The sequence below is a fragment of the Spirosoma montaniterrae genome, assembly GCF_001988955.1.
GTDB classification, from domain to species: Bacteria; Bacteroidota; Bacteroidia; order Cytophagales; family Spirosomataceae; genus Spirosoma; species Spirosoma montaniterrae.
The window spans coordinates 43,305-65,987 of the sequence record NZ_CP014263.1; the positions used below are offsets into that span (position 1 = coordinate 43,305).

The following is a 22,683-nucleotide window of genomic DNA, read 5'->3' on the forward strand; positions in this document are numbered from 1 at the left end:
AAGTATATATACTTGGTATAACAAAACGATAGGCTACTGCTAATAATCGGTTTGGATGAGACTATCAACACGGTCGCTTTTGCCGTAACTTGCGGCCAAACAAAATCACAGGTATGCCTTCGACTACACTCTCTCCCATTACGACTGCTCAAATTCAGGTTGCCTCTGAAATAGGTACACTCCGCCGACTGCTCATCCATAGCCCCGACCGGGGGCTGGGAAAAGTAGTACCCTCAAAAGCCCAGGACTGGCTCTTTGAAGACATCGTAAACCTGAACATGATGCGTCGGGATGAATATGATTATTACGTAAAACTGCTGCTGTATTTTCTCGACCCCGAAAAAGTCCAGGGCCGAAAAGCCGATACCACCCCCAATCGTAATTTTTTCAAGCCCGACCACGACGACTATTTTCGATCCGATAAAGTCATTGATATTCAGGTGTTATTGACCGATATTTTGCAGAATGAGGTGATTCGGACAAAGTTGATAGCATCAATCTGCGGCATTGAACGCACGTCGTTCCAAACGCAGCAGCAGTTGCACGAATACGACCCCGTCGAACTGGCGAAAATTATGATCTCCGGTTCGCTGCCCGATCAGACGATGCTCTTTGCGCCCCTGCCAAACTTTATTTTTACCCGCGACATTGGCATTGTTATCAACGACCATATTCTACTGAACAAACCTGCTAAACTGGCCCGCACCCGCGAAGCTTTGCTGGCGCAGTATTTCTTTCATTACCATCCGATTTTTGCCAGCTACCGCGACAAAATCATCGAGATTCCCGACAACGAACACGCTTTTCTGCTGTCGGATACCGACGTAAATCGCGACGTAACCCGCTCGACGCTCGAAGGGGGCGACGTGATGATGATTGCACCCCGGCATTTGCTGGTGGGTGTTTCGGAACGCACTACGCTCTACGCGGCCCAACAGGTAATGCGGTTGGTATTCGAGAAAAACGTGGTCGATAAAGTTACCATCATCAAGATTCCGAAAAAGCGCGATTACATGCACATCGACACCGTGTTTACGCAGGTGAAACGTAATGTGTGGGTGTTGCTTGGCTCATTGGCCCGCACTGGCGACGAAGCCAAAAAACGCGACGTACTACATTTCTTCGCCCCCAAAGATATGTCGGAAGAATTGCGTATTCTTCAGTTTATCAAGGGATTAGAACATAAGCCCATCGAAATCGAAAACCTTGAAGACTTGCTCACCGACATCAGCAAAAACGACCTGGGAGCTGCCGAGCCAGTCCGATTTATTTACTCCGGCAACAATGAGTTTCCGTTTGGTGCCCGCGAACAATGGACCGACTCCTGCAACCTTTTGGCCCTGAAAGACGGTGTCGTTGTTGGCTACGACCGCAACGACCGCACGCTCGAAGCGTTTCGGCAGGCTGGTTTCGACGTGGTGGGCGCGGCAGAACTCATCGAACGCTTCGAGGATGGAGAAGCCTCACCCCAAACGCTTGAGAATACGTTTATTATGCTCCCATCGGCTGAATTGAGCCGGGCGCGGGGCGGGTCGCATTGCATGAGTTTGCCGCTCCTGCGTGATGCAGTTTAATTGGCGGCAAGCGCGTTTTTTTCGTAATTTCGGGCCATTATTAACTCACTGACCACATACTATGCAGTCTCAATCTACCTCTCGCATTCTGATGATTCGCCCGGTTCGGTTTGGCTTCAATACTGAAACGGCAGAATCGAATGCGTTTCAGGACATCGACATGGCCGCGCAAACCAGAGACGTTGCCCAGGAAGATGCCCGGCGGGAGTTTGATGAGATGACCCGCCAATTGCAGGCTGCGGGCGTTGAGGTGATGGTTTATGACGATACCGCTGACCCACATACGCCCGACTCTATTTTTCCCAACAACTGGGTCTCGTTTCATGCCAGCGGTACGGTGGTTCTATATCCGATGCAGGCCGAAAACCGGCGGCTCGAACGTCGGCAGGATATTATCGACGATCTTGCCCAGCGGTTTCACGTCTCGCGCATTGTTGACCTGACGCACTTCGAGCAGGAAGGCAAGTTTCTCGAAGGCACGGGCAGTATGGTTCTCGACCGGATGCACCGCGTGGCGTTTGCCTGCCTGTCGCCCCGCACACATCCCGACGTGCTGGCCGAATTCAGCCATCGAACCGGCTACCGGACCGTGGCCTTTCGGGCCGCCGATGCCAGCGGCAAGGCTATTTATCATACTAATGTGCTGATGTGCATTGCCGATACCTTCGCAGTGGTGTGCCTGTCGGCTATCACCGATCCCGACGAGCGGATTATGGTACGGCATGAACTGGAAAAACTTAACAAGCGCGTAATCGATATTTCGCTGGAGCAGATGGCAAGTTTCGCCGGAAACATGCTGATGGTGATGACTCAGAAGGGCCAGAAACTACTGATTATGTCAGACCGAGCCTACGCATCGCTGACGCCAAAGCAAATTGACCTGATGGACGACTACGCTACGCTTCTGCATTTCGACCTGTCGATGATTGAAGGCAACGGGGGTGGTTCGGCCCGCTGCATGATGGCCGAAGTACATCTGCCGCTCAAGTAGAGACGCAAAATCTTGCGTCTCTTACCCGGATGATTTTGTCACAAGATTTTGCGTCTCTTACTCAAATTGTTTTGTCACAAGATTTTGCGTCTACACGCACAAACGAATTAAGGGATTTTTCAGCTACTTGGTGGGTATGGAAAGCAAGGATGTACGCTGGGAGCAGCGTTTTGCCAATTATAAAAAAGCGTTGAGCAAGCTTGCCGAAACCGTAACGCAAAGTAATCGGGACGAATTATCGGAACTGGAGCAGGAAGGCTTAATCCAACGCTTTGAATATACCTATGAACTGGCTTGGAAAACCCTTCAGGATTTATTGCGGAACAAAGGCTACATAGATATTGCCGGGCCAAACCCAGTATTGACTCAGGCGTTTGCGGATGGCTATATAACCAATGCCGAAGGCTGGCGGCAAATGAAGAAAGCTCGGGAATTAACGTCGCACACGTACAATAGCGAAACAGCAGAGGAAATTGCCGGATCTGTGTTCAACTCCTATTATCAGCTATTGAAAAATCTGGAAATTCGGCTTGAGGAAGAACGTTACGGGCGTCAGTCAAATCTTGTTACGTTATGAATGCTGGATTACCAAATGAGATCCTGGAACAGATAACCACGGTTTTCCAGCGCAATGAAGCAGTAGAACAGGCTATTCTCTACGGGTCGCGGGCGATGGGTACACACCGACTTGGCTCCGATATTGATTTGGCAGTTTCTGGCTCCGGCTTAACATTTAGTAAGCTGTTGAGTCTGATGAGCCAACTGGAAGACCTTGACCTGCTCTATTCGTTTGATGTTCAGCAACTTGAAAAAATCACGAATGCCGATCTGATTGATCACATAAAACGGGTAGGCATCTGTATCTACACAGCCTCAGAAAGGGCGAATCAGGCATAGAACAGACTATATCATTCCTCCGCCGACTGATAGATTCGCTCGATAATACGCTGCAAAATGGCTCCTTGCCTGCCCGTGCAGACGGAGGAGGGCAGGCCGTCGCAGGCGTCTAAGAAAGCTGCCGTATTTTTTAGCTGAATGTCGATTTCTTCGAGGTGTGGAAACCGAATGTCGGCCAGTTCGCCAGCCAGTTCGGTATGTAGCGAAAACGGAAATAGTCGTACACCACCTTTTGTGCCGAAAAAGTCAAGATTGCGATCCTTTTCGGCTTCCATGTTGAGCGCGAACGACGCCGACAGCATTATCGATGCTTTGTTGGGAAACTTGAGGTAAGCCACTGCTGCGTCATCGACCTCAAATGTTTGCGGATTCCATTGTCCCAGCAAACCTTTGCCACCCGCTTTGCCGATAAAATCATACGTGTTGCCCACCACCTGATTGGGGGAAGGATAACCCAGCGCACATAAAGCCAAATCGAGTACGTGAACGCCGAGGTCGATTAACGCGCCCCCGCCCTGCATTGCCTTATCTGTGAAATAACCCCAGCCCGGAATGCCCCGCCGACGCAGAAAATGCGCTTTGATGTGATAAATATCACCCAGTAGCCCATCGGCCTGACATCGGCGCAGCAGCGCAAACTCTGCCGACTGCCGAAGTTGAAAATTGTAGCCCAGCATCAGGTTGCTGCGTTCGGCCAGATCGGCCATTTCCTGGGCTTGCTGAGCGGTAATGGCGGGTGGCTTCTCGCAGAAAACGTGGCAGTTGTTTGCCAACGCTTCCATCGTTTGCGAATAGTGTAGCAGATTGGGGGTGCATATAACTACCACGTCGGGCCTGGCCTGTGCGTAGAGGTCGGCGGTGTTGGCAAAAGCGTGGGGGATACCGTGCTTATCGGCCAGCGTGCGGGCTTTGCTAAGGTCACGACTACATACGGCTACCACCTCAACCCGCTCGGCCAATTGGCGAAGGGCTGGAATGTGGTTTTTGTCGGCAATATTGCCCCCGCCAAGAATGGCGACTCTACGTGTTGACATGCTGCAAATAAATTGAAAAATATTTTCTTGATTTTGTTTGCACATACAAATATGCTTTTTACCTTTGTTGCACCAATATGGAATAAGCCATGAACAACGAAGTTGAAGCAACCATAGCCGAAGAGACCAAGAGCGTGACGCGATACAGTGCGTGTCTGCTGTTTTCGGCTAACGCGCTGGCGCGGGCCATCACGGCCATTGGCGACGACGAGTTTGGTCGGTTTGGCCTATCGTATTCACATGCGTATCTGCTCTGCGAAGTCGTTGATCAGCCTGGCGTAACGCCCTCTGAATTGAGCGAAACGTTGTATCTGACTCCTTCGACTATTACACGATTAGTCGAAAAACTGGAACAGAAACACCTGCTCCGGCGCGAGTCGGAGGGGAAGAAAACGCTGATTTACGCTACGCTCGACGGTGAAGCTTTGCGCCCCGCCATAGCCGAAGCCTGGCAGCGGGTAGGAGCACGGTACTCACAAGCTATTGGTGAGGAGAACGTCTGTCAATTTACACAACAGGTGTTTAGAGCCGCGCAGTCGCTGGAGGCTATCTAACGGTAAAGATTTACCGCCTGATATACAGATAGAATTATTGCATGTGCAAGCAAATTAACAACAAACAGTCATGAAAACGAACGAACAACCCATTGGCCTGATGCTGGGTAACGGCAACGAAACCACAAAAGACATATGCCGTTCGCTGGCGAAAAATGGCGTTTCGGCCATTGTAATCCAAAAGGAAGGGAGCGCGATAACCGATGTAGAACCGCCCCGTCAATGGTCGGGTCAGCCTGGTAAGGACCTGTTTTTTAATGGCTGGAAGTTGCTTTTTTAATCTTTTCACTTTTCATTATTACCATGCATTACGTCATCACTGGCTCGTTGGGCCACACGGGTAAACCCATTACAGAAGGTCTTATCAACGCAGGCCATACCGTTACGGTTGTAACAAGCAAAGCCGAGAATACGGCTGCTATTGAAGCACTTGGCGCGAAAGCCGCCGTTGGCAGTGTAACCAATGCTGATTTTGTGCGCGATGCTTTCGCTGGTGCCGATGCCGTCTATCTGCTCATCCCCTCCAATTGGGGCGTTACCAACTGGCGCGGGTTTCAGAACGAAATCGCTGATAATTACATTGCCGCTATCAAAGCCCACGACATTCGCTTTTCGGTTCTGCTGAGCAGCGTAGGGGCGCACATGGGCAATGGTGCCGGTCCGGTCGACGGGCTGCACGATGCCGAGCAGAAACTGTCGCAGGTGGCCGGGTTGAACAACCTCTTTCTGCGGCCTTCCTACTTCATGTACAACCTCCTCAGCATGATTGGCATGGTAAAAGGTGCGGGTATTATGGGCAGCAACTTTGGTACTGATACCGTTATATTAACGCATACCGATGACATTGCCGACGTAGCTCTTCAGGCACTGCTGAACCTTGACTTCACCGGCAATCGGGTTCAGTATATTGCGAGTGACGAGCGCACGGGACCCGAAATTGCCCGTGTTCTGGGCGAAGCTGTAGGCAAACCCGAAACGCCCTGGATTGTGTTTGAGGACGAACAAAGCCGACAAGGCATGTTGCAGGCTGGTATAAACGAAGAGATTGCCAATAATTACACCAAATTAGGCGAGGCCATGCGGACGGGTGAGATGCAGGCCGATTTCTTAGCCAATAAGCCAGCGCATTACGGCAAAATCAAACTGGAAGATTTCGCCAAAAACGAATTTGCCCCCGCCTTTGGAGCGTAACCGTTGAATGACGGAATGATTGAGTGATTGAATGATGGAATGGAACACTTAGGTAATCGCTCCATTCCATCATTCAACCACTCAATCATTCCGTCATTCAATCACTCAACCACTCCCCACTTTATTTGCCTCCTCCCACACTGGCGGGGCTTCCCATTCCCTGTGATAGAGCCATTAATTTTTCGCTCAGGGTAGTAATGGCTTTTTTGTACCGCGCTTCCAGATCGGGAAGATTAGCGGTCGACTTCAGCGAGGCTTCGTACAACAGGCCGGGCAACATCCACGACGCATAACCACTGTTGGGGTCCGACGAGGCATATAATGACCGATACCACGACCCGAACGCGTTGCCTTTGGGGTCGATAAAAGCCCGTTCAAGCAGTCGTAATTCGCGGTTTAGTTCGGCTAATCTGTCGGTGCGGCCACTTTTCAGGTAATTCTGCCGGGCGTTTTCGCAGGCATCGGCGTTCTTTTTCAAGTCGGCTACGGCGTCGAGCAGGGGTTGAATCGAGTACGAAGGCGCGTATTCCTGAATCTTCTTTTCAGCCGCTTTCAGGTGAACGGCAAGGTCGGTGGGGTAGCGCGTTGGGTCGTAGGGCACCAGGTCGGCGTTGGCGAGACGGAGTGTCATCGTACCCACAATCTGCTCCATCATCGGCCCCATTTTATAGGTTGGGTCGGCGAATTTATCGTAAAAATAGAGGTCGTCGTACTGCGAATGGTAGAGCGTTGGGCCTTCCATACCCGCGCTTAAAGCCGGAATACCCACGTGCATATACGGCCCGATGTGGTCAGAACCCCCGCCGAGGTTGCCAATGGTTGGTTCGCCCGATTGCACTGCCGGCGCACTCGATCCTGTTACGCGGGTGGGATTGCCTGCCGCTTTCTGCGCCATCCAGTGCTGATACACGGTTTTGTTCGAGTCGGGGTACTGCACGGCCTGCGTGGCTTCAATAATCAGCCTTTTCATACTTGGTGATGCACTCGCCCCAAACGTCCGGCCCGACACAGCCGCATCGTAGTTCATGTAGGCCACGGCCTTCTGCGTCAGCTCGTCGCGAAACTGTTCGCTCCACTCCGCCGAGCCAATCACGCCCGGTTCTTCGGCGTCCCAGTGAGCAACCTTAATCGTGCGTCGGGGCCGCTGACCGGCTTTTGCCAATTTGCCGAGCGATTCGGTCAGGCTTAGCAACATAGCCGTACCTGAGTTGGGGTCGGTGGCTCCGAAACTCCAGGCGTCGTAATGACACCCGGCAATAATCCATTCGTCGGGAAATTCGCTGCCCGTTAGTGTACCTACTACCTGATAAATTCGCTGAATGGCCCGTTCCTGCTTCACCATGAGCCGCACGCGCAGAGACGGGCTACCTTCGAGCCGGTACGTGAATGGCAATCCGCCCTGCCAGCCCGTTGGTACAGATTTTGCGCCGTTCATGCGTTTCAGGATTTCGACCGCCGAACCGTAGGGGAGGGGTGTTACCGGTATTTTGTGCAAGGCTACGTCTTTCTCTGCCAGACGTTTGGGGGTGTTTTTGGCATCCATTGGTAATGCCGCTTCACCGGGCGTCAGGGGGTCGCCGGTATAAGGAACCGTAAGTAACGACCCGCGCTGGATAATGCTTTCGGAGTAGAACGGGCCTTCAGGAAACGTCAGCCCGCGCATATAGCCCGAATCCTGCGGGTCGGTGAAAATAATAACGCCCACTGCCCCGGCAGCCTGTGCGAACTGCGCTTTGTAGCCCCGGAAATTGCCACCGTATCGCGCCAGCACAATCTTACCCGCCACCGACACGCCCATATTTTTCAACTGCTCGAAATCTTCCTTGCGCCCGTAGTTAGCATACACCACCTCCGCCGTTACGTCGCCCGAACCCGACCAGGCGTTGTAACCCGGCGTCAGGCGCGGGTCGCTGGCATATTTGTCGTCTTTAAAGATAAATTCCTTTATGTTGATGGGCATTCGAACTGGTTCGACCAATTCAACGGCTATTTCGCCGGGGCCTTTGGGCAACAACACGTCGTGCGGGTAAATATCGACTTGCCAACCGGCTTTGCGCATGGTTTCGGCGATGTAGTCGCGCACTTGTTCATTCTCTTTCGAGCCGGTGATGTGGGGGACACTGCTCAACTTGATAAGGTGCGCCTTAAACGCTGCCGACGACTGTTGTTTTTTAAACTCGGTTTCGAGCTTAACCTGCGCATCCTGCCGCGCCGGAACAAATCCCGTCAGGTTCTGCGCCTGCGCATATGTCAATGCTGATAAAGAAAGCAGTAGTAGTTTTTTCACAGGTAGTTTGGGAGAGATGGAAGAATGTCAAAGATATAAAAAGGGGAACACGGATAAAAAGGGGAACACGGATTATACGGATTTTACCGATTGACACAGATTTTGTCTCGTAAAAAGAAATCTGCGTTGATCCGTATTATCCGTACAATCCGTGTTCCCCTTTAAAAAATTATTTGTCTCCTAAATCTGTGGCTGAAATCCAGCGCACGCCAAACTGTTGCCCGTTCGTGCGGGTTTCGTTGGGGTTAAGGTAGCGAATCCCGAAATCATTGATAATACCGTTCCAGTGCGGGCTGTTCCTGACCGGAATGGCGTAGGTATGGTACTGATTATCATTGATGACGGAGAACGTGACGAACTGCCCGGTTGTTTCGGCTTCGGCTTCTTTCTGGCCGACCTTCCGCCAGTCTAATTTCATCTGCGTTTCGGGTATATTGGTACGCATTCGTACATAGATTACGCCAAAATCAGCCGCTTTGTACCCTTTTCGGGGCGACAACAGCCGGAAACGCCGGTCGGTTGGCGTAATGACCAGTTCATTGCCTACCGGAAAGCCCTGGTCATAGGCTTTGCGATAATAGAAACCGTGTCGGGTGGCATTGCCCGCAAATACGTAGTTCGGTTTCGTTTCCGAACGCGGTAACGAATTGATGGTGTTCCGCATCTCACCCACAGTACCGACCACTACATTGATGTCGAACTCATACACGCCGTTGTGGTCGAGCCGCAGACTCATGCCGTTGGAAATGTACCCGGCATTGGCCGATTCGGCGGGGCCGCTACCAAGCGGGCCAAAGGCAGCCACTTTAAACTCATGCGAGAAGGGCGTATGCAGAGCCAAACCCCGGTTGGTGTTGGGCCGAACGGCCATAATCCAGGGTTCCGATGCATCGATGTCATAGGGACCGGTTTGCGGACTACCGTTGTGCTGACTTAAGCTTACACCGCCATTGCCGGGGTTCGGAATGGCGTTCACATCAATCAAAGGCGCATTTGTGTACGGCGTACCCTGTACTACGTAATACTGGTAATACGCGCTGTTGGTGTAAATGCACGGTAGCTCCTGCTGCCGAACGTCGTTGAACTGCGTCTGATCGGGCCGGTTGCCGGTGATGCGCACGTGCCGCTTCACTACGTTGCCCTCCAGCCGGATCCATTGCTCAACAACATAGTCGCCAAGTTCATTGCTCATGCCCCAATGTAGCCCGCGCGTTTTGCAGTATAACATAGAATTTGTGCGGCCATAACCCAGCACCGGCGAGTATTCGCCCGCCACGCTGCCGCCCTGAACGGGGTTGTAGCCAATGTCGGCCAGCAGCGGTTTGCCGTTCTGAGTCCAGCCCGAACCGTCGCTGGGGAAGCCATACAACGAAATCTGATCGTCGCGGCCAGGGTCGCGCTGACCATTGCCTTCTATCTTGCAGTTGATCATATTTTCGCCCACCTGTAGGTCGGTTATTTCGCGGATGACACCACCCACGCCGAGGTCGATAGCCACCCGAACGCGTTCGTTTTGCAGGAAAGGCCGCTTATCAGCGGGCGGTGGGCTGCTCAGAATAGGATAGTCGCCCGTTGGCGGTGGCGGTTCTACGGGTGGTACTGTTGGGCAGTTGCTTACGTTGACGGTAGCCGTAGCTGTTTTGGGCGCACAGCCGGGCCGCGACGCCGAAACGGTGTACTGATAACTCCCGTTTGTAGCGGGGGCCGTTAGGGTAATCGATTGTCCGCTTTGGCTAATACCGTTGCCCGTCCAGTTGTAAGCGATTTGGTCAGAGCAATCATTCCCCGAACAGGTTGCGCTAAGCCGAACGTTACCGCCACAACTCGCTTCGACCGGGCTTGCCGATACAGTGAAATTGCAGGTGGCCGTAGTGCCCGAACCAGGACATGAAGCCGTAGTCTTTGGACTCTCTGATAACTGAAAGTTGGCATTGGCCGCCCGCACAGAAATAGTAAGTGGCGCATTATTCCGGTAAGAGGCCGGAATTATCCAGCGGAAACCAAATTTATCGAAACCGCTGACACCCAACGCATTCGCCACATCGGGACGCGACCAATCGGTAGAGATGGTGGTAGCCTTCACCCCGTTTACAAATATATCTACCTGCTGAGGCTTACGGCTGTCGTTCACATTCGCAAGCCAGCCGCCAATTCCGTCGCAGTCGGCTCCATCCAAATGGCCCCGATACGACGCATTGGCTGGGGGAGGATCGGTAACAGGTGGATCAACAACAGGCGGTTCGGGCGGAGTATCTGTTCCAGTACAAACGGGCGTGGTGAGCGGACTTTGACTCAACTCAACACTTGTACCAGCAATTTTCACAGCTACTTTGATGACACGATTAGTTTTCAACGATTCGGGAATATCCCACCGAAACCCATATCGGTCGAAACCATCCGCGCCAAAAGCCGCAGCCACGTCGCCCCGGCCCTGATTGGCCGGAATGGTGGCTACGAGCCGGTCGTTGAAATAGACGTCGAGATTTACCGACTGGCGTAGGTTTGCCGGGTCAGCCGCCCAGCCGCCAATGGTGTTGCAGTTGGCAAATTCCAGCCAGCCCCGATACGCAGCAGCGCGGGCCGCGTGCGTTGGCGCATCGGCCACAATAAAAAGCGTTTCGGCATCTGATTGGGCGACCCCCGCTTTCTCCGCAACGGTAAGTCGTTCAGACGATTGTTTGAGACGGATTGCCGCTTTTTCGACATACAAACTCTGGTCGTCGGCCTGTTTGTGGCTTCTCAGCAATCGAAACGCCCCTGTTGACGCCGTGGATGTAAAATAGCCAACAATCCGGTAGTTTACCCGCTGATTGGCCGGACGGGATAGATCGGCCACTAAATTATCGGCAGGGTCGCCTTCGGTTTGAACGAAGTTTGGCGGTAGTAGCAGTTTCAGTTTATAACTGCTTGCGCCGGGCAAAAAAAACAGCAAATTAGGCGATACGTCGAGAAGTTCAGCGGTAACGGTTAGTTCGAGCAGTTCGCCGGGTCGAACCGACCGTTTGTTGCAAAAGAGCCGAAACCGAATCGGGTCGGGGTTGCTGATGGCGTTTTGTGTCAGGTAGCTGAGTGAACGTTGGCCTGTCAGGCGTTTTGGTGGATTTTCACCAGGTGGATTGTCGCGTGATGAAAACGAGAGCAGTGTAATGAAGCCGAGACAGGCGAGTGCATACGTGTAAGTACGCTTTTTGCGTAGAAGTGTTTTTAATCTCATAAGAATAGTTGGATAAAGTTAATCGATAGCTAAGGTATAGATTGTTATCAATGTACTTGTGGGCTGTACAATAAATTTTTGTGAAGTAATAGTTACAGTATTTACAAAAGTGGAACAGCCTGACGCAAGCACACAGGCTTGGAGTCAGGCTGTTTCTGAAGAGATCCAGTCGCTAAAAATCGGCGGTCAGTATCAGGCTACCTTCTGTTGCCTTCTCGTGTTTGTAGTGAATCTCAATTCTGTCCGCATAATAATCCCAGTCTCGTTTCAACGAATCGACTGGGCCTTTGGGCAGCGGAAACGTTAACCAGTACAACCTTTCCGCTTGTTGAGGATTAATCAGGAAAACGGAGGCTGTGCTATCTAAATAGCCCACTGCTGACATCAGGATTCTGGGTCTTTTATTGCCCCGACTTCTTTCGAGGTAGAAAACGGTATCTTCCGCAACGTTCTCAATCCTAAATCGGGTTAGTTTTGAGTCACCCACACAAGCCGAAGTTAGCAGCGTGACAAGTAGAATTAGTTTTTTCAAAGGTTGATTATTGAGAGTGGTATCGAACAATAACCATTCTGATAGTTTTATTTTGGCTTGGGCAACTTTACTATTTTCACATCCACAGGGACACTACTTTTGGCCTTTGTCATCTCTCGAAACTCAAAAAAAATCAACGCAGAAAGTACAAGCAACAGGCACAGCAATAGCCAAACGATTTTTTTTAACAGTTTCATGGATAGACCTGGTAGATTGGCTTGAATTTTACACTCATTCATACAATCAACCGCATAACTACTTAAAATACAGGCAATTTTAATAGTGCAAATAAACTAAACATAATAAGAAGACTTAATGCTGATACTAAGCTGACCCAAAATAACAGCGTACCGCCCGTAACGTTCTCCAGCTTTTGTGATGTATCAAATCGAAAAAACTTGCTCAAAAAAATTCCTGGCTCATAGGACGTGATAAAGATAACAGCGATTACGCCGTTTTGGGTAAATATATTCTCTTTAGAAAACGCAAAGCCCACTACTATGCATACAAATATAATAGAGTAAAAGATGCCCAGAATTCCTCCTGCATGATTTAACGATTGCCTGAAAAAAGGATAATTCTTGGCACACACAAGATGAGATACCGCAAGAATGCTCACTAAAAGAATGAACTTAAAAGAAACAGACTGTTTGTTGATAATCAGAACAACAAGTAGAATAACTACATTCAATTGTATAGCCGCCCTGATAGCTTTTGTTAGATGCATTGATAGAATTGTTCAACTTTTTTTCACACAAGAATTTGTTTGAGTCAATTGATGTGAATGTGTAGCAATTGACTCAAACAAATTCTAACTGTAAGGCTAAACTACAACCAACTCAGGGTGCAACTCTCACAGGAACCAGCATCACACCAAACGGCTTTCGCGAAGAGAAGGCTACCAGTATTTTGGCTACATCCAGAACTTTTCGTATTGCATTTACACTTGTATACCCTTGCTGCTATTCTACCTTTAGCATCAGTCGCGTCCCTCATTATTTCGTTGACAAGAGGATTAGCTGAGATCACCAAATCTGTTTGTACAGGGAGTAGTATAACTCTGCCGTAAACGTTGACATGAATATAATTATATGTAGAGGGCAAGTCTTCAGGCCCCGTACTTTTCTCCAAAGCATCTAAGTCAGAGAGTTGATAAGCTTTAGCGAAAGAAACAATTTGTTGTCTTACTGCATCCAATTGCATCAAAGTCCGACTTGGGGAAACTGTAGTACTGAGTTCTTGTTTCGTAGTAATAAAGTGTATAGGCTGATTAAAATTGACAATCTCAGCTTCTGATAGGATTTCATCGATATTTTCCACTCTACCACCACTCCTTTTCATGGAACACTGCGTACAATTACCACTCATTGCACACCCAATGCTCTCCTTTGAACCTAATTGAGCAATATAAGGTGAGCATCCTTTACCGGCAGTACAAGTACATGTTATGCTTCCGCCTGCTGCCACTCGCGCTTTTCCATCGGCACTTTGACCAATTAGTTTATAGCCCACAGGTAGATCGTAAGTAAAGGTGGTAGGATTATTTTCCGCCTTATGTAAAGTTGTTCCAACAGGTAGCGTGATGCCATAGCCCTCCACTCTCAGTTCTTGCGTCAAAACGAACTGATTGTTGGGGCTTTCTACTCCTAAAAGTAGTTTATCAAACTTGGCTCCGTAACTAAGAGCCAAATCACTCGGCTTCAGTGGTCGTTCGCCCTCTCTTTGGTTGCAACTAAAAGTGAGCAGAACGAAAATGATAGGGGTTAATTTTATCATTTCAAGATATAAATGATATATGCCTAATACCTACTCTCTTACAGGCTTTTCGGTGTCCGCCTTTGTCTCGCGCTTGACGATACAAAGATGGCAGGGTGGATAGCCCCGGCGCATGAGCAACATTACTCAAATCTTACCCACCGACCGTAGGGGAGTTTACCCAAAACTTACCTATAGCGTATCGATTCGAGCAAATGCAACAACCGGTCGCGGTTGAGCAGGGCAAATCGATTCAGGCAACCCGGACCACCACCGTTGAGGTCGAGTTTTTGTGTAATGCTGAACTTGTGATTATTAACAGTTTTTTCACTAATGCCCAGCAGATAGCCAATTTGTGGGCCGGTTTTGCCTTCCGCAACGGCTTTTAGCACCCGTAATTCAGTCAGCGATAACGTTCCCCAGCCGGGAAACGGCTCATCAGGTTGTTCGTCAGGCCGATCCTTAAATAATGTTGAGCAGTAAACCCGCCCGGCTTTTAGTGTGATTAAGCAGTCTACAAGTTCGTTGAACCGACAAAGCGCGTCGAATTCCTGATTATCGAGCGTTTGCCAGAGTTGCGGGGTCGTCTTTACCTCGGCAGTCAGGCAAACCACAATCAACGTATTGGGGCTGTTAGCCCTAATATCGGTAAACAGCATTGGGTCGGTCAGATGGTCGTGTGTGATAAGCGCGAAACGGGGCGGACTGGCTTTAATCTGCGCCCGAAACGCAACAGGATCAGCTTGCGAAATGCGCCAGTTCAAACCAGCTTCCTGTGCTAAAGCTCCTATTTGCAGTGATAAGATACGGCGGTGGCAAAAGGTAATCAGCGACATGAATAAGAACGTAGATATAATAGTTGAACATAGTCGTGGATAGGTGTGATACTAACTCAAATGTAAACTTACTTTTTGTAAACAAAAAGGTATATGAAATTATTTTTCTCAGACTTTTAGCTGGCCGAGTTGTTGGATGAAAAAGGGATTGAAAAGCCACAGATTGTGCTGGCTTTTCAATCCCCGGCGCGTCGGAAACTGATTCCTGACTTTGCCCTCAGTTAATGCAGCAGCGATCAGAATGGCCGTTGCTACGGTTTTATCGCAGAATCGGCTCCAGTGCGGCCCGGTTTTCGTTAAGCCACGCGTGAATGTCGGTTACAATCTGGCGGATACCAAGTTCGGGCTTCCAGCCGGTTAGGGCCGTTACTTTCGTGTTATCGGTGATGTAGAGCCGGATGTCGGCGGCCCGGTTTTCGGTCACGGCCCTGATCGGAATGGTTTTGCCCGTCACTTCCTGGCAAACAGTGGTCAATTCCTGCAACGACGCGGAACTTTCGGTGCCGCCACCCGCATTCAGAATTTCGCCGTTCACGGCGTCGAGGTTGTGTAACTGCCAGTCAATCAGCCGGTAAAGGTCGGCAATGTGCAGCATGTCGCGGGTTTGTTTGCCAGTGCCACCGTATCCGATATACGCAAGCTGCTGCTCGAAGTAGTGCTTGGCAATCCAAAGTACCATAACACCCTGATCGACCTTGCCCATTTGCCAGGGGCCGGTAATAACGCCACAGCGGTTAATTACCGTTTTCAGGCCGTAAAACTCGTTGTATTCCTGAATCAGCAACTCCGACGCCAGTTTGGTAGAGCCGTAGAGTGACCGCGCCCCATCGAGCGGGAAATTTTCGGCAATGCCCCGGCTCGATACGCCGGGCACAGGCTGCTCGTCGGTCAACACAAAACGCGTATCGGCTTCCGCAAAATTCAGCGTTTCAATGGTTTTGATTGGGTAAACGCGGCTTGTCGATAAGAAAATAAAGCTGGCTTTATGTTTCAGCGCGTAGTTCAGGCAGTTGACCGTACCGAACAGGTTGGTGTTGATGAGATAGTCGGGCGTACCGTCTAAGCCGGCCAGTACACTCGGTTCGGCAGAAGCTTCGATTACGGTGTCAACGCCGGGCAGCGCATCGAAATCTTCTTTGTTGCGGATATCGCCGTGTAGAAACTCGATGCCAGCCGCTTTCAACCGCGCCAGACTAAGCTCCGACCCGCGCCGTTTCAGGTTGTCGAGCGCGAAAATCTGATAATCAGGGTAATTTTTCTTTAGTGAAATGGCTAACGATGAGCCAACAAATCCGGCCCCGCCGGTGATGAGAAGTTTCATACTTACAAGTGAAAAATGAAAAGTGAAAAGTGAATAGTGAATAGTGAAGAATGTAGCCAGGGGTAATTGTTCACTATTCACTATTCACTTTTCACTCAACTTGCAATTCGTTTTAGTTTAACGTTTTCGACTGGGCGGATAACGAGCGGTACTTTCTCGACTTTTACCGAACTGCTATCTAAGCCAAACCAGCGATCTTCGGGTGTAGTAAAGCCTTTGACGTTGAAATAGAGATTCATGATGATGCGTTCGCGAAGCGGCAGTTCGTTCTCGAACGACAGGAATTTTTCGAGTACCACAAACCGGAAATCACCAATTACGTTTTGCCGGTTCAGCGATTCGTAGCGGCTCGTGATGTCTACTTCTTTGTTCTTCACCATGTCTTCGATCACTTTTCGGAAGAACAGATTAATCCGTTGTTCAACCCGGAAGCCGAGTTTAAACGTCACTTTATAACAGTCGTCGGGTGCAATGGTGTTTACTTTATATTCCATTGTATAGGGGTCGTCGGTGGTATCGACGTGAACAAACCAATAGATATCAGCGCGTTTGGGCCGTTTCTGGAAGATGGAATAAATAATTTTCGATTCTATTTCCGACTGCCGGGCCGCATTGCTCATAAAGACGAGGTGCGTAGCATATTTCGGAATGCTGATGTCGCGGCTGAGTTCTTTAATAGCCTGAATATACTGGTCGATGCGAACGTACTCGGTCAGGCGGAGTTTGATCTGGAATGCCTGTAGCCAGATGTACATTACGCTGGCAATGGAGGCACCGATAAAGACTGACACCCAGCCACCATGCGGGAATTTAATGAGGTTGGCTACCAGAAATGAACCTTCGATGCCGAGATATACCAGCAGAAACAGCACCACGCCCCACGCTCTGTAACGGTGCGTGTACAGATAATACGACATCAGCAGCGTGGTCATGAGCATGGTTAGCGTGATTGCCAGACCATAAGCCGCTTCCATATTCCCTGACTCGCGGAAATATAGAACCACACCAACGCAGCCCGCCCACAACAGCAGGTTCACGCTCGGTACGTAAAGCTGACCTTTTTGAGTGCTGGGATACCGTAGCCGCACTTTGGGCCAGAAGTTGAGCCGGATTGCCTCGCTGATGAGCGTAAACGAACCGCTAATAAGGGCCTGACTGGCAATAACCGTAGCCGCCGTAGCAATAACGATACCGATGGTCAGAAACCACTCCGGCATCACCTGATAAAATGGAATCCGCGTACCTAATTTTTGCCCTTCCTGGCTAATAAGCCACGCACCCTGCCCGAAGTAATTGAGCAACAGGCAGGTTTTTACAAAAATCCAGCTAATTCGAATGTTGCCCCGCCCGCAGTGGCCCATGTCGGAATACAGAGCCTCGGCACCCGTCGTACAGAGGAATACCGACCCCAGCAGCCAAAACCCACCCGGATATTCGGCCAGCAGCCACCAGGCGTAGTAAGGATTTATAGCCGCCAGAATGCCCGGCCCCTGCACAATCTGCGAGATACCCAGCGTACCGAGCATCACAAACCAGACCAGCATGATAGGCCCGAAAGCCGTACCTACTACGCTCGTCCCAAACGCCTGAATCAGGAACAGAACCGTCAGAATCGCAATGACGATCTGGATAATCAGGATCTCTGTAATGTCGGGATATAGTAACCGTAAGCCTTCAACTGCCGATGATACCGAAATAGGTGGCGTAATGATGCCATCGGCCAGCAGTGCCGAGCCGCCAATAATAGCCGGTAAAGTTAGCCAGCGGGCGTGTCGGCGCACAAGCGCGTAGAGGGCAAAAATACCTCCTTCACCCCGGTTATCGGCCCGCAAAATCAGGATAACGTATTTTACGGTTGTTTGCAGCGTGAGAGTCCAGAATACGCAGGACAGTGCTCCCCGAACAACGTCGGCCCTGATGATGTTGCCGGAGCCAATAATTGCCCGCAGCGTATACAGGGGCGATGTGCCGATGTCACCGTAAATAATACCCATTGCCACCAGCAAACCAGCGGCTGTTACGGTGTCTAACTGTTTTTTATCTTCCATAGTACCGGCTTTCGCCTGCTTGTGCGACAGCATAGAACGCGGCAAAGATAGCCGTTGTTTGATTTTATCGACGCACAGAGCCAGAAAGTTGGTATTGTTAAATTTACGCAACTTTTTCGAAAAAAGATGTTACGTATTGATTGGGTTTCCGTCTAACATGTTATGTTACACTTCACGGCCTTTTGTAAGGCTGAAAGAAAGCGTTAATACTGTATAGTTTATGACGCGGCCTTTTATTTGTTAAAGGTAACATATGAGAGTTTGTTTGATTAGGTGTGTACAGGCAGAGACCCGCTCCTTGAGTGGGTCATCTCTTTTGGGGCGTCCTGGATTATCGCACCCGAAGGCTAACCGAGGCTGTATCGTCTTCCCCGTTGAGGTAGCCGTTGCCGGGTGTGCTGTCAGAATCAATAGGAGTCGTATGGCTAATTTGTGCCTGATTGAGTTGAATTCCGCTCGCTGTGGCCCGTGCCCGAAACCACACATGCCGACTTTCGCCCACTGCCAGATTCGTTAGAGAAATCGATACGTCGTTGCCCGCAATTGTCCAGCCGGAGGCTTCGTGCAACATCAGGCCGTCTGGCAATTTGTTGACTACCGTAGCCAAAGCAGCCACTGCTCCACCCCGGTTGCTGACCGTAAGCGTAAACGTTACCACTTCATTGATAGCTGGCGTTAGGGTATTGGGGGTTATTTGCAGACTCAAATCAGTTTGTCCTGCCACCGGCGTGGGCTGATTGGCTTGCACGGGTGGTAACGGATGCTGGATTGGATTAGGCGACACATACACAGTTAGCTCGTTGGTCGGGGTGCTGCGAAAATCCGTCATAACCGCGTCATCCTGCCCGTCGGCGGTGCCACTGTTCGTCTGGGAATCCGGGTCGGGTACTGACGACTGAATGATTTGGGCCGCGTTGACATAGCGGCCTGGCTGCTGGATACTGAGCGTGTATGTCAGGCTAACCATTTCGCTTACGGCTACCGAACCAAGCGTAGCCGACACTACTCCTGCAAGGTGGGTCAGACCGTTGCCACCCAGAAACGTGACATGGGGTGGAAGCCGGTTTTCAAGCACAACGGTTGTGGCTGTTGAAGGTCCGTTATTGTAGACTGTCATTTGGGCTATAAACGGCTCGTTAAGCTTCATGATGCGTGCCGATGTTACCAGACCGAGCGACAGATCAGCCAAACGAACGTCAGGCTTAAAAGCGTGTAATAAACTGCTCATTATTGACTCGGTTTGCGCAGTAATAGCCCTGATTCGATAATAAACCGCAATGGCCTGATAGGGAAGATTCTGATCAATAAATTGCGTGGCAACGCCAGCAGGCTGACTAATTCGGTTAAACGTAAGCCCGCCATCGTCCGAGCGGTCGAGTTCGTAGCGGAGTGGCTGCATGGCGGGCGGATTCCAGGTAATCCGAATTTGGTTGTTAGGCAGCAAGTCTGCCGATACCCAGGTTATGGCCGGAAGTACGTTGGCAATGAAGACGTTGTTGAATGAGAAGGCTCGCATATTCCGACTGTTCTTCAGGTGAACGCCATTATAAAACGCCGTGTGCGAATCGGTAAAGAACGACGGCAGATAGGTCAGCGCAGTACCCGATTGGGGGCTGGTAAGTTTTAGCCGAACGCGGTTACGGTCGGCGGTGCCGCTTTGTACGCGTCCATTTTGACCATTGATGTATAGGAAATCAACCATGCGCCGTTGGTATGTTGTGCCAGTATTCGGATTTGTCAGGGTCGAATCGGCGGGCCAAACCATACGCATATCGTCTTGAAACACCATTGTCAGCGTATCGCGGCTGGTGTTATAGTAGGCTCGCTGAATATCGGGCGAATTGATTTGGAGCGTGTCGGTAGATGCGTATACGTCGCGGGCAATTTGCCGGAACAGTTCACCTGCAATCTGTAGATTTCCGGCAGTGCTATAATGAACGCCATCGTGGCCGGGCGTACCAACCGTAGCAATGGTTTCGAGGTTGGCATATAGCGTTTTTGTGCGTCGCTGAAAATCGCGGATTGCCCCGGCCTGCTGGTTTGTTTCGGGCATGAAATTAATCTGGCTTACATAGATGCGGGGCTGTGGGCCATAGTCCTGCCGCCAGTTTCGATAGAGTTGGTCGAATTGCGTGCTATAGTAGGCCGCATTTTCAAAAGCACCTCCCGCTTCGGTTTCGCCCTGTTTCCAGACAATGGCCCGCAGCCGGGGTATAGCACTGGCCCACTGGTGCCTGAATAAAAGCTGCCCATAAGCCGTGTTCAAACTGGCCGGGTTGTTGGCATTACGCGCACTGAGTACGTTGATACCGGCTCCGCCGATAGCTCCGTTGATGATGCAGACGGGTACGTCGAAATGGTGCAGAATCAACTCCTGTAACCGCCAGCCAATCAGTCCCACACTGCCGTAAGGTTGTTTGGCCGGGAACCAGCCCACCTGCCCGCTGCTGGGGTCGGAGCCGGGCAGAAACGCCACGTTCCGCGCATAGGTGTCATCGAACGAATAAGTAGGGTCGAAAGCGATAGCATTCGACTGACCGTGAATCTGAATAAAATCGCCACAAACAATGCGGGTTCGTTCCACAAGCAGCGTTGAATCGGTACCTGTATGCGAAAACACGCGAACAATATATTGCGCCCGCCCAGACCTGATAGAAGCCCCAACACTGAACGAAGCCGGGCGCGAAACGGGCAGCGAGACCATCGACTTGGCCCAGTGCTGACCTTCGCGCCAAACCTGCACCGATACGCGCTGTGGTTGCGTACTGGTAGCTATGCCGCTTATAACAATCGTTGCCTGATTGGTATTGTCGCGGGCAAATAATTGAAAATCAGCCGGTAGCTGGTTAAACAAAAAGCCCGCCTGACCGTGGCAGGGGGGCGAAGAAACTAAAATAAGTAGCAGCAATACGCCCGTATACCGCATGGCCATACACTTTGTAAAGTGAGTAGTAGGGCCAAAAGTACTGAATTGGGTATGACTTACCTAAATGTGTCCCAGAGCAAATAGGCATTTAGGGAAATAATAATAACGGCTACCGCCCATGACGTAATTCGCATCCAGCCAATGTTCACGAAACGTCCCATTTTCAACTTGTCGTTCGTGAACGAAACGAGTGGTACTACGGCAAAACTTAGTTGCAACGACAAAATGACCTGACTTAACACGAGCAACTCCGAGGTGCCTTTTTCGCCGTACAACACGGCCACAATCAGGGCTGGAACAATGGCAACGAGTCGGGTAATAATTCGGCGTAACCACGGCTTAATCCGCAGATTCAGAAAGCCTTCCATGACAATTTGCCCTGCCAGCGTACCCGTCAGCGTTGAATTTTGACCCGATGCCAGCAGAGCCGTAGCGAACAGTATGCCTGCCAGTTTGGTCCCCAGAATAGGGTCGAGCAGGCGGTGAGCATCGGTAATGTCGGCAACGTGCTGATTACCCGAGTAGTGGAATGCAGCCGCCGACAGCATCAGAATGGCCGCATTGATGAAGAAAGCCAGAAACAAGGATACCGTTGAGTCGATAGTAGCGAATTTGATGGCCGATTGCCGCCCGGCGTCGGTGCGGTCGAAGTCGCGGGTTTGCACGATGCTGGAGTGCAAATAAAGGTTATGTGGCATGACCGTGGCCCCCAGAATACCAATGGCGATGTACAACATGCTGGGATTGGTAATAATGTCGGGGCTGGGTATCAGACCGTTAAGCACATCGGCCATTGCCGGTCGCGACACTAATAGTTCATAACCGAAGCAAAGCAGAATCAGGAAAATCAGACTGGCAACGATACGTTCGAGGATACGAAAGCCTTTGTTTTGCAGATATAGCAACAGCATGACGTCGAGCGCCGTAATCAGAATACCCACCGTTAGCGGCAGGCCAAACAGCAAATTGAGCGCGATGGCCGAACCAATTACTTCGGCCAGATCGGTGGCGGCAATGGCAATTTCGGCCAGCACCCACAACCCAAACCCCACCGGACGACTGAAATGGTCGCGGCAAGCCTGCGCCAGATCGCGCCCGGTAGCGATGCCCAATTTGAGCGACAAATGCTGAAGCAACATCGCAAAGAGGTTGGAGATCAGCACCACCGACAGTAGTTTATAACCGAATTGCGCCCCTCCGGCAATATCTGTTGCCCAGTTGCCGGGGTCCATATAGCCAACGGCCACCATCATACCGGGGCCGACATAAGCCATCAGCGTTTTGAAAAAACCAGCCCCGCGTGGTACGTGTACCGAACTATGTACGTCGGCCAGCGAGTTCGCTGTGTTTTCCTGTCGCCAGCCTTTCATAAACGTATTTGTTGCATTCATAGGTGAATCTCTACTGGCTAAACTACTCGTAACAGAGCCGTTTAGATTTATTAGCCACAAAGATAAGTATTGTTGAAACAAAAATTTAGACAAGCCTAAATTTTTAGAAAGTTTAACATAAAAACTACCTTT

General features: G+C 50.6%; 16 protein-coding genes. 7 read left to right on the forward strand and 9 right to left on the reverse strand.

Annotated features, from left to right (window positions below):
* The first annotated feature begins 113 nt into the window (after positions 1-113).
* The 4 genes from AWR27_RS00180 to AWR27_RS00195 all read left to right on the forward strand — a co-directional run bounded on the left by AWR27_RS00180 (position 114) and on the right by AWR27_RS00195 (position 3,462).
* Positions 114-1,574 (forward strand): arginine deiminase family protein, encoded by a 1,461-nt coding sequence (locus tag AWR27_RS00180; RefSeq protein WP_077129333.1) that lies wholly within the window; start codon positions 114-116, stop codon positions 1,572-1,574.
* A 61-nt stretch (positions 1,575-1,635) separates the two neighbouring features.
* Positions 1,636-2,565, forward strand: a complete 930-nt coding sequence (ctlX, locus tag AWR27_RS00185; RefSeq protein WP_077129334.1) for a citrulline utilization hydrolase CtlX — start codon at positions 1,636-1,638, stop codon at positions 2,563-2,565.
* A gap of 136 nt (positions 2,566-2,701) precedes the next feature.
* The gene (locus tag AWR27_RS00190) at positions 2,702-3,142 is read left to right on the forward strand and encodes a nucleotidyltransferase substrate binding protein (RefSeq protein ID WP_077129335.1); all 441 of its coding nucleotides are present in this window, start codon (positions 2,702-2,704) and stop codon (positions 3,140-3,142) included.
* A complete protein-coding gene (locus AWR27_RS00195) occupies positions 3,139-3,462 on the forward strand; it encodes a nucleotidyltransferase domain-containing protein (protein ID WP_077129336.1) in 324 nt (107 codons plus the stop codon). Before AWR27_RS00190 ends, AWR27_RS00195 begins: the two co-directional genes overlap by 4 nt.
* A gap of 11 nt (positions 3,463-3,473) precedes the next feature.
* On the opposite strand, the gene AWR27_RS00200 is transcribed toward AWR27_RS00195, so the two are convergent.
* Positions 3,474-4,496, reverse strand: a complete 1,023-nt coding sequence (locus tag AWR27_RS00200) for a Gfo/Idh/MocA family protein (RefSeq protein ID WP_077133705.1) — start codon at positions 4,494-4,496, stop codon at positions 3,474-3,476.
* Positions 4,497-4,585: 89 nt separating this feature from the next.
* Here AWR27_RS00200 and AWR27_RS00205 point away from each other — a divergent pair, with 89 nt between their 5' ends.
* The 3 genes from AWR27_RS00205 (at position 4,586) to AWR27_RS00215 (ending at position 6,241) form a co-directional block, all read left to right on the forward strand.
* Positions 4,586-5,050, forward strand: coding sequence for a MarR family winged helix-turn-helix transcriptional regulator (locus AWR27_RS00205; protein WP_083732703.1), 465 nt, complete (start codon positions 4,586-4,588; stop codon positions 5,048-5,050).
* 70 nt (positions 5,051-5,120) lie between these two features.
* Complete coding sequence (locus AWR27_RS00210; RefSeq protein WP_077129337.1) at positions 5,121-5,330, forward strand: hypothetical protein; 210 nt, start codon at positions 5,121-5,123, stop codon at positions 5,328-5,330.
* A 23-nt stretch (positions 5,331-5,353) separates the two neighbouring features.
* The gene (locus AWR27_RS00215; RefSeq protein WP_077129338.1) at positions 5,354-6,241 is read left to right on the forward strand and encodes an NAD(P)H-binding protein; all 888 of its coding nucleotides are present in this window, start codon (positions 5,354-5,356) and stop codon (positions 6,239-6,241) included.
* A 121-nt stretch (positions 6,242-6,362) separates the two neighbouring features.
* Here the strand turns inward: AWR27_RS00215 and AWR27_RS00220 are convergent, their stop codons facing one another.
* From AWR27_RS00220 to AWR27_RS00270, 8 genes are all read right to left on the reverse strand, one after another.
* A complete protein-coding gene (locus tag AWR27_RS00220; protein WP_077129339.1) occupies positions 6,363-8,528 on the reverse strand; it encodes a M28 family peptidase in 2,166 nt (721 codons plus the stop codon).
* Between the two features lie 169 nt (positions 8,529-8,697).
* Positions 8,698-11,742 (reverse strand): hypothetical protein, encoded by a 3,045-nt coding sequence (locus AWR27_RS00225; protein ID WP_077129340.1) that lies wholly within the window; start codon positions 11,740-11,742, stop codon positions 8,698-8,700.
* A 1,360-nt stretch (positions 11,743-13,102) separates the two neighbouring features.
* Positions 13,103-14,050, reverse strand: coding sequence for a hypothetical protein (locus tag AWR27_RS00245; RefSeq protein WP_077129344.1), 948 nt, complete (start codon positions 14,048-14,050; stop codon positions 13,103-13,105).
* 167 nt (positions 14,051-14,217) lie between these two features.
* The gene (locus AWR27_RS00250) at positions 14,218-14,865 is read right to left on the reverse strand and encodes a helix-turn-helix domain-containing protein (RefSeq protein ID WP_077129345.1); all 648 of its coding nucleotides are present in this window, start codon (positions 14,863-14,865) and stop codon (positions 14,218-14,220) included.
* Positions 14,866-15,124: 259 nt separating this feature from the next.
* Entirely contained in the window at positions 15,125-16,186 is a 1,062-nt protein-coding gene (locus tag AWR27_RS00255) for an NAD-dependent epimerase/dehydratase family protein (protein WP_077133707.1), read from the reverse strand.
* Between the two features lie 95 nt (positions 16,187-16,281).
* Entirely contained in the window at positions 16,282-18,234 is a 1,953-nt protein-coding gene (locus AWR27_RS00260; RefSeq protein WP_077133708.1) for a KUP/HAK/KT family potassium transporter, read from the reverse strand.
* Between the two features lie 331 nt (positions 18,235-18,565).
* Positions 18,566-21,166: a sialate O-acetylesterase gene (locus AWR27_RS00265; protein ID WP_077129346.1), complete on the reverse strand. Its 2,601-nt coding sequence runs from the start codon at positions 21,164-21,166 to the stop codon at positions 18,566-18,568.
* A 50-nt stretch (positions 21,167-21,216) separates the two neighbouring features.
* The gene (locus AWR27_RS00270; RefSeq protein WP_077129347.1) at positions 21,217-22,551 is read right to left on the reverse strand and encodes an Nramp family divalent metal transporter; all 1,335 of its coding nucleotides are present in this window, start codon (positions 22,549-22,551) and stop codon (positions 21,217-21,219) included.
* Positions 22,552-22,683 lie beyond the last annotated feature (132 nt).

Bases quoted from the DNA above. Each gene is read 5' to 3' on its own strand.
- AWR27_RS00180 (WP_077129333.1), top strand. From the start codon at position 114: ATGCCTTCGACTACACTCTCTCCCATTACGACTGCTCAAATTCAGGTT.
- ctlX (WP_077129334.1), top strand. From the start codon at position 1,636: ATGCAGTCTCAATCTACCTCTCGCATTCTGATGATTCGCCCGGTTCGG.
- AWR27_RS00190 (WP_077129335.1), top strand. From the start codon at position 2,702: ATGGAAAGCAAGGATGTACGCTGGGAGCAGCGTTTTGCCAATTATAAA.
- AWR27_RS00195 (WP_077129336.1), top strand. From the start codon at position 3,139: ATGAATGCTGGATTACCAAATGAGATCCTGGAACAGATAACCACGGTT.
- AWR27_RS00200 (WP_077133705.1), bottom strand. From the start codon at position 4,496: ATGTCAACACGTAGAGTCGCCATTCTTGGCGGGGGCAATATTGCCGAC.
- AWR27_RS00205 (WP_083732703.1), top strand. From the start codon at position 4,586: ATGAACAACGAAGTTGAAGCAACCATAGCCGAAGAGACCAAGAGCGTG.
- AWR27_RS00210 (WP_077129337.1), top strand. From the start codon at position 5,121: ATGAAAACGAACGAACAACCCATTGGCCTGATGCTGGGTAACGGCAAC.
- AWR27_RS00215 (WP_077129338.1), top strand. From the start codon at position 5,354: ATGCATTACGTCATCACTGGCTCGTTGGGCCACACGGGTAAACCCATT.
- AWR27_RS00225 (WP_077129340.1), bottom strand. From the start codon at position 11,742: ATGAGATTAAAAACACTTCTACGCAAAAAGCGTACTTACACGTATGCA.
- AWR27_RS00245 (WP_077129344.1), bottom strand. From the start codon at position 14,050: ATGATAAAATTAACCCCTATCATTTTCGTTCTGCTCACTTTTAGTTGC.
- AWR27_RS00250 (WP_077129345.1), bottom strand. From the start codon at position 14,865: ATGTCGCTGATTACCTTTTGCCACCGCCGTATCTTATCACTGCAAATA.
- AWR27_RS00255 (WP_077133707.1), bottom strand. From the start codon at position 16,186: ATGAAACTTCTCATCACCGGCGGGGCCGGATTTGTTGGCTCATCGTTA.
- AWR27_RS00260 (WP_077133708.1), bottom strand. From the start codon at position 18,234: ATGGAAGATAAAAAACAGTTAGACACCGTAACAGCCGCTGGTTTGCTG.
- AWR27_RS00265 (WP_077129346.1), bottom strand. From the start codon at position 21,166: ATGGCCATGCGGTATACGGGCGTATTGCTGCTACTTATTTTAGTTTCT.
- AWR27_RS00270 (WP_077129347.1), bottom strand. From the start codon at position 22,551: ATGAATGCAACAAATACGTTTATGAAAGGCTGGCGACAGGAAAACACA.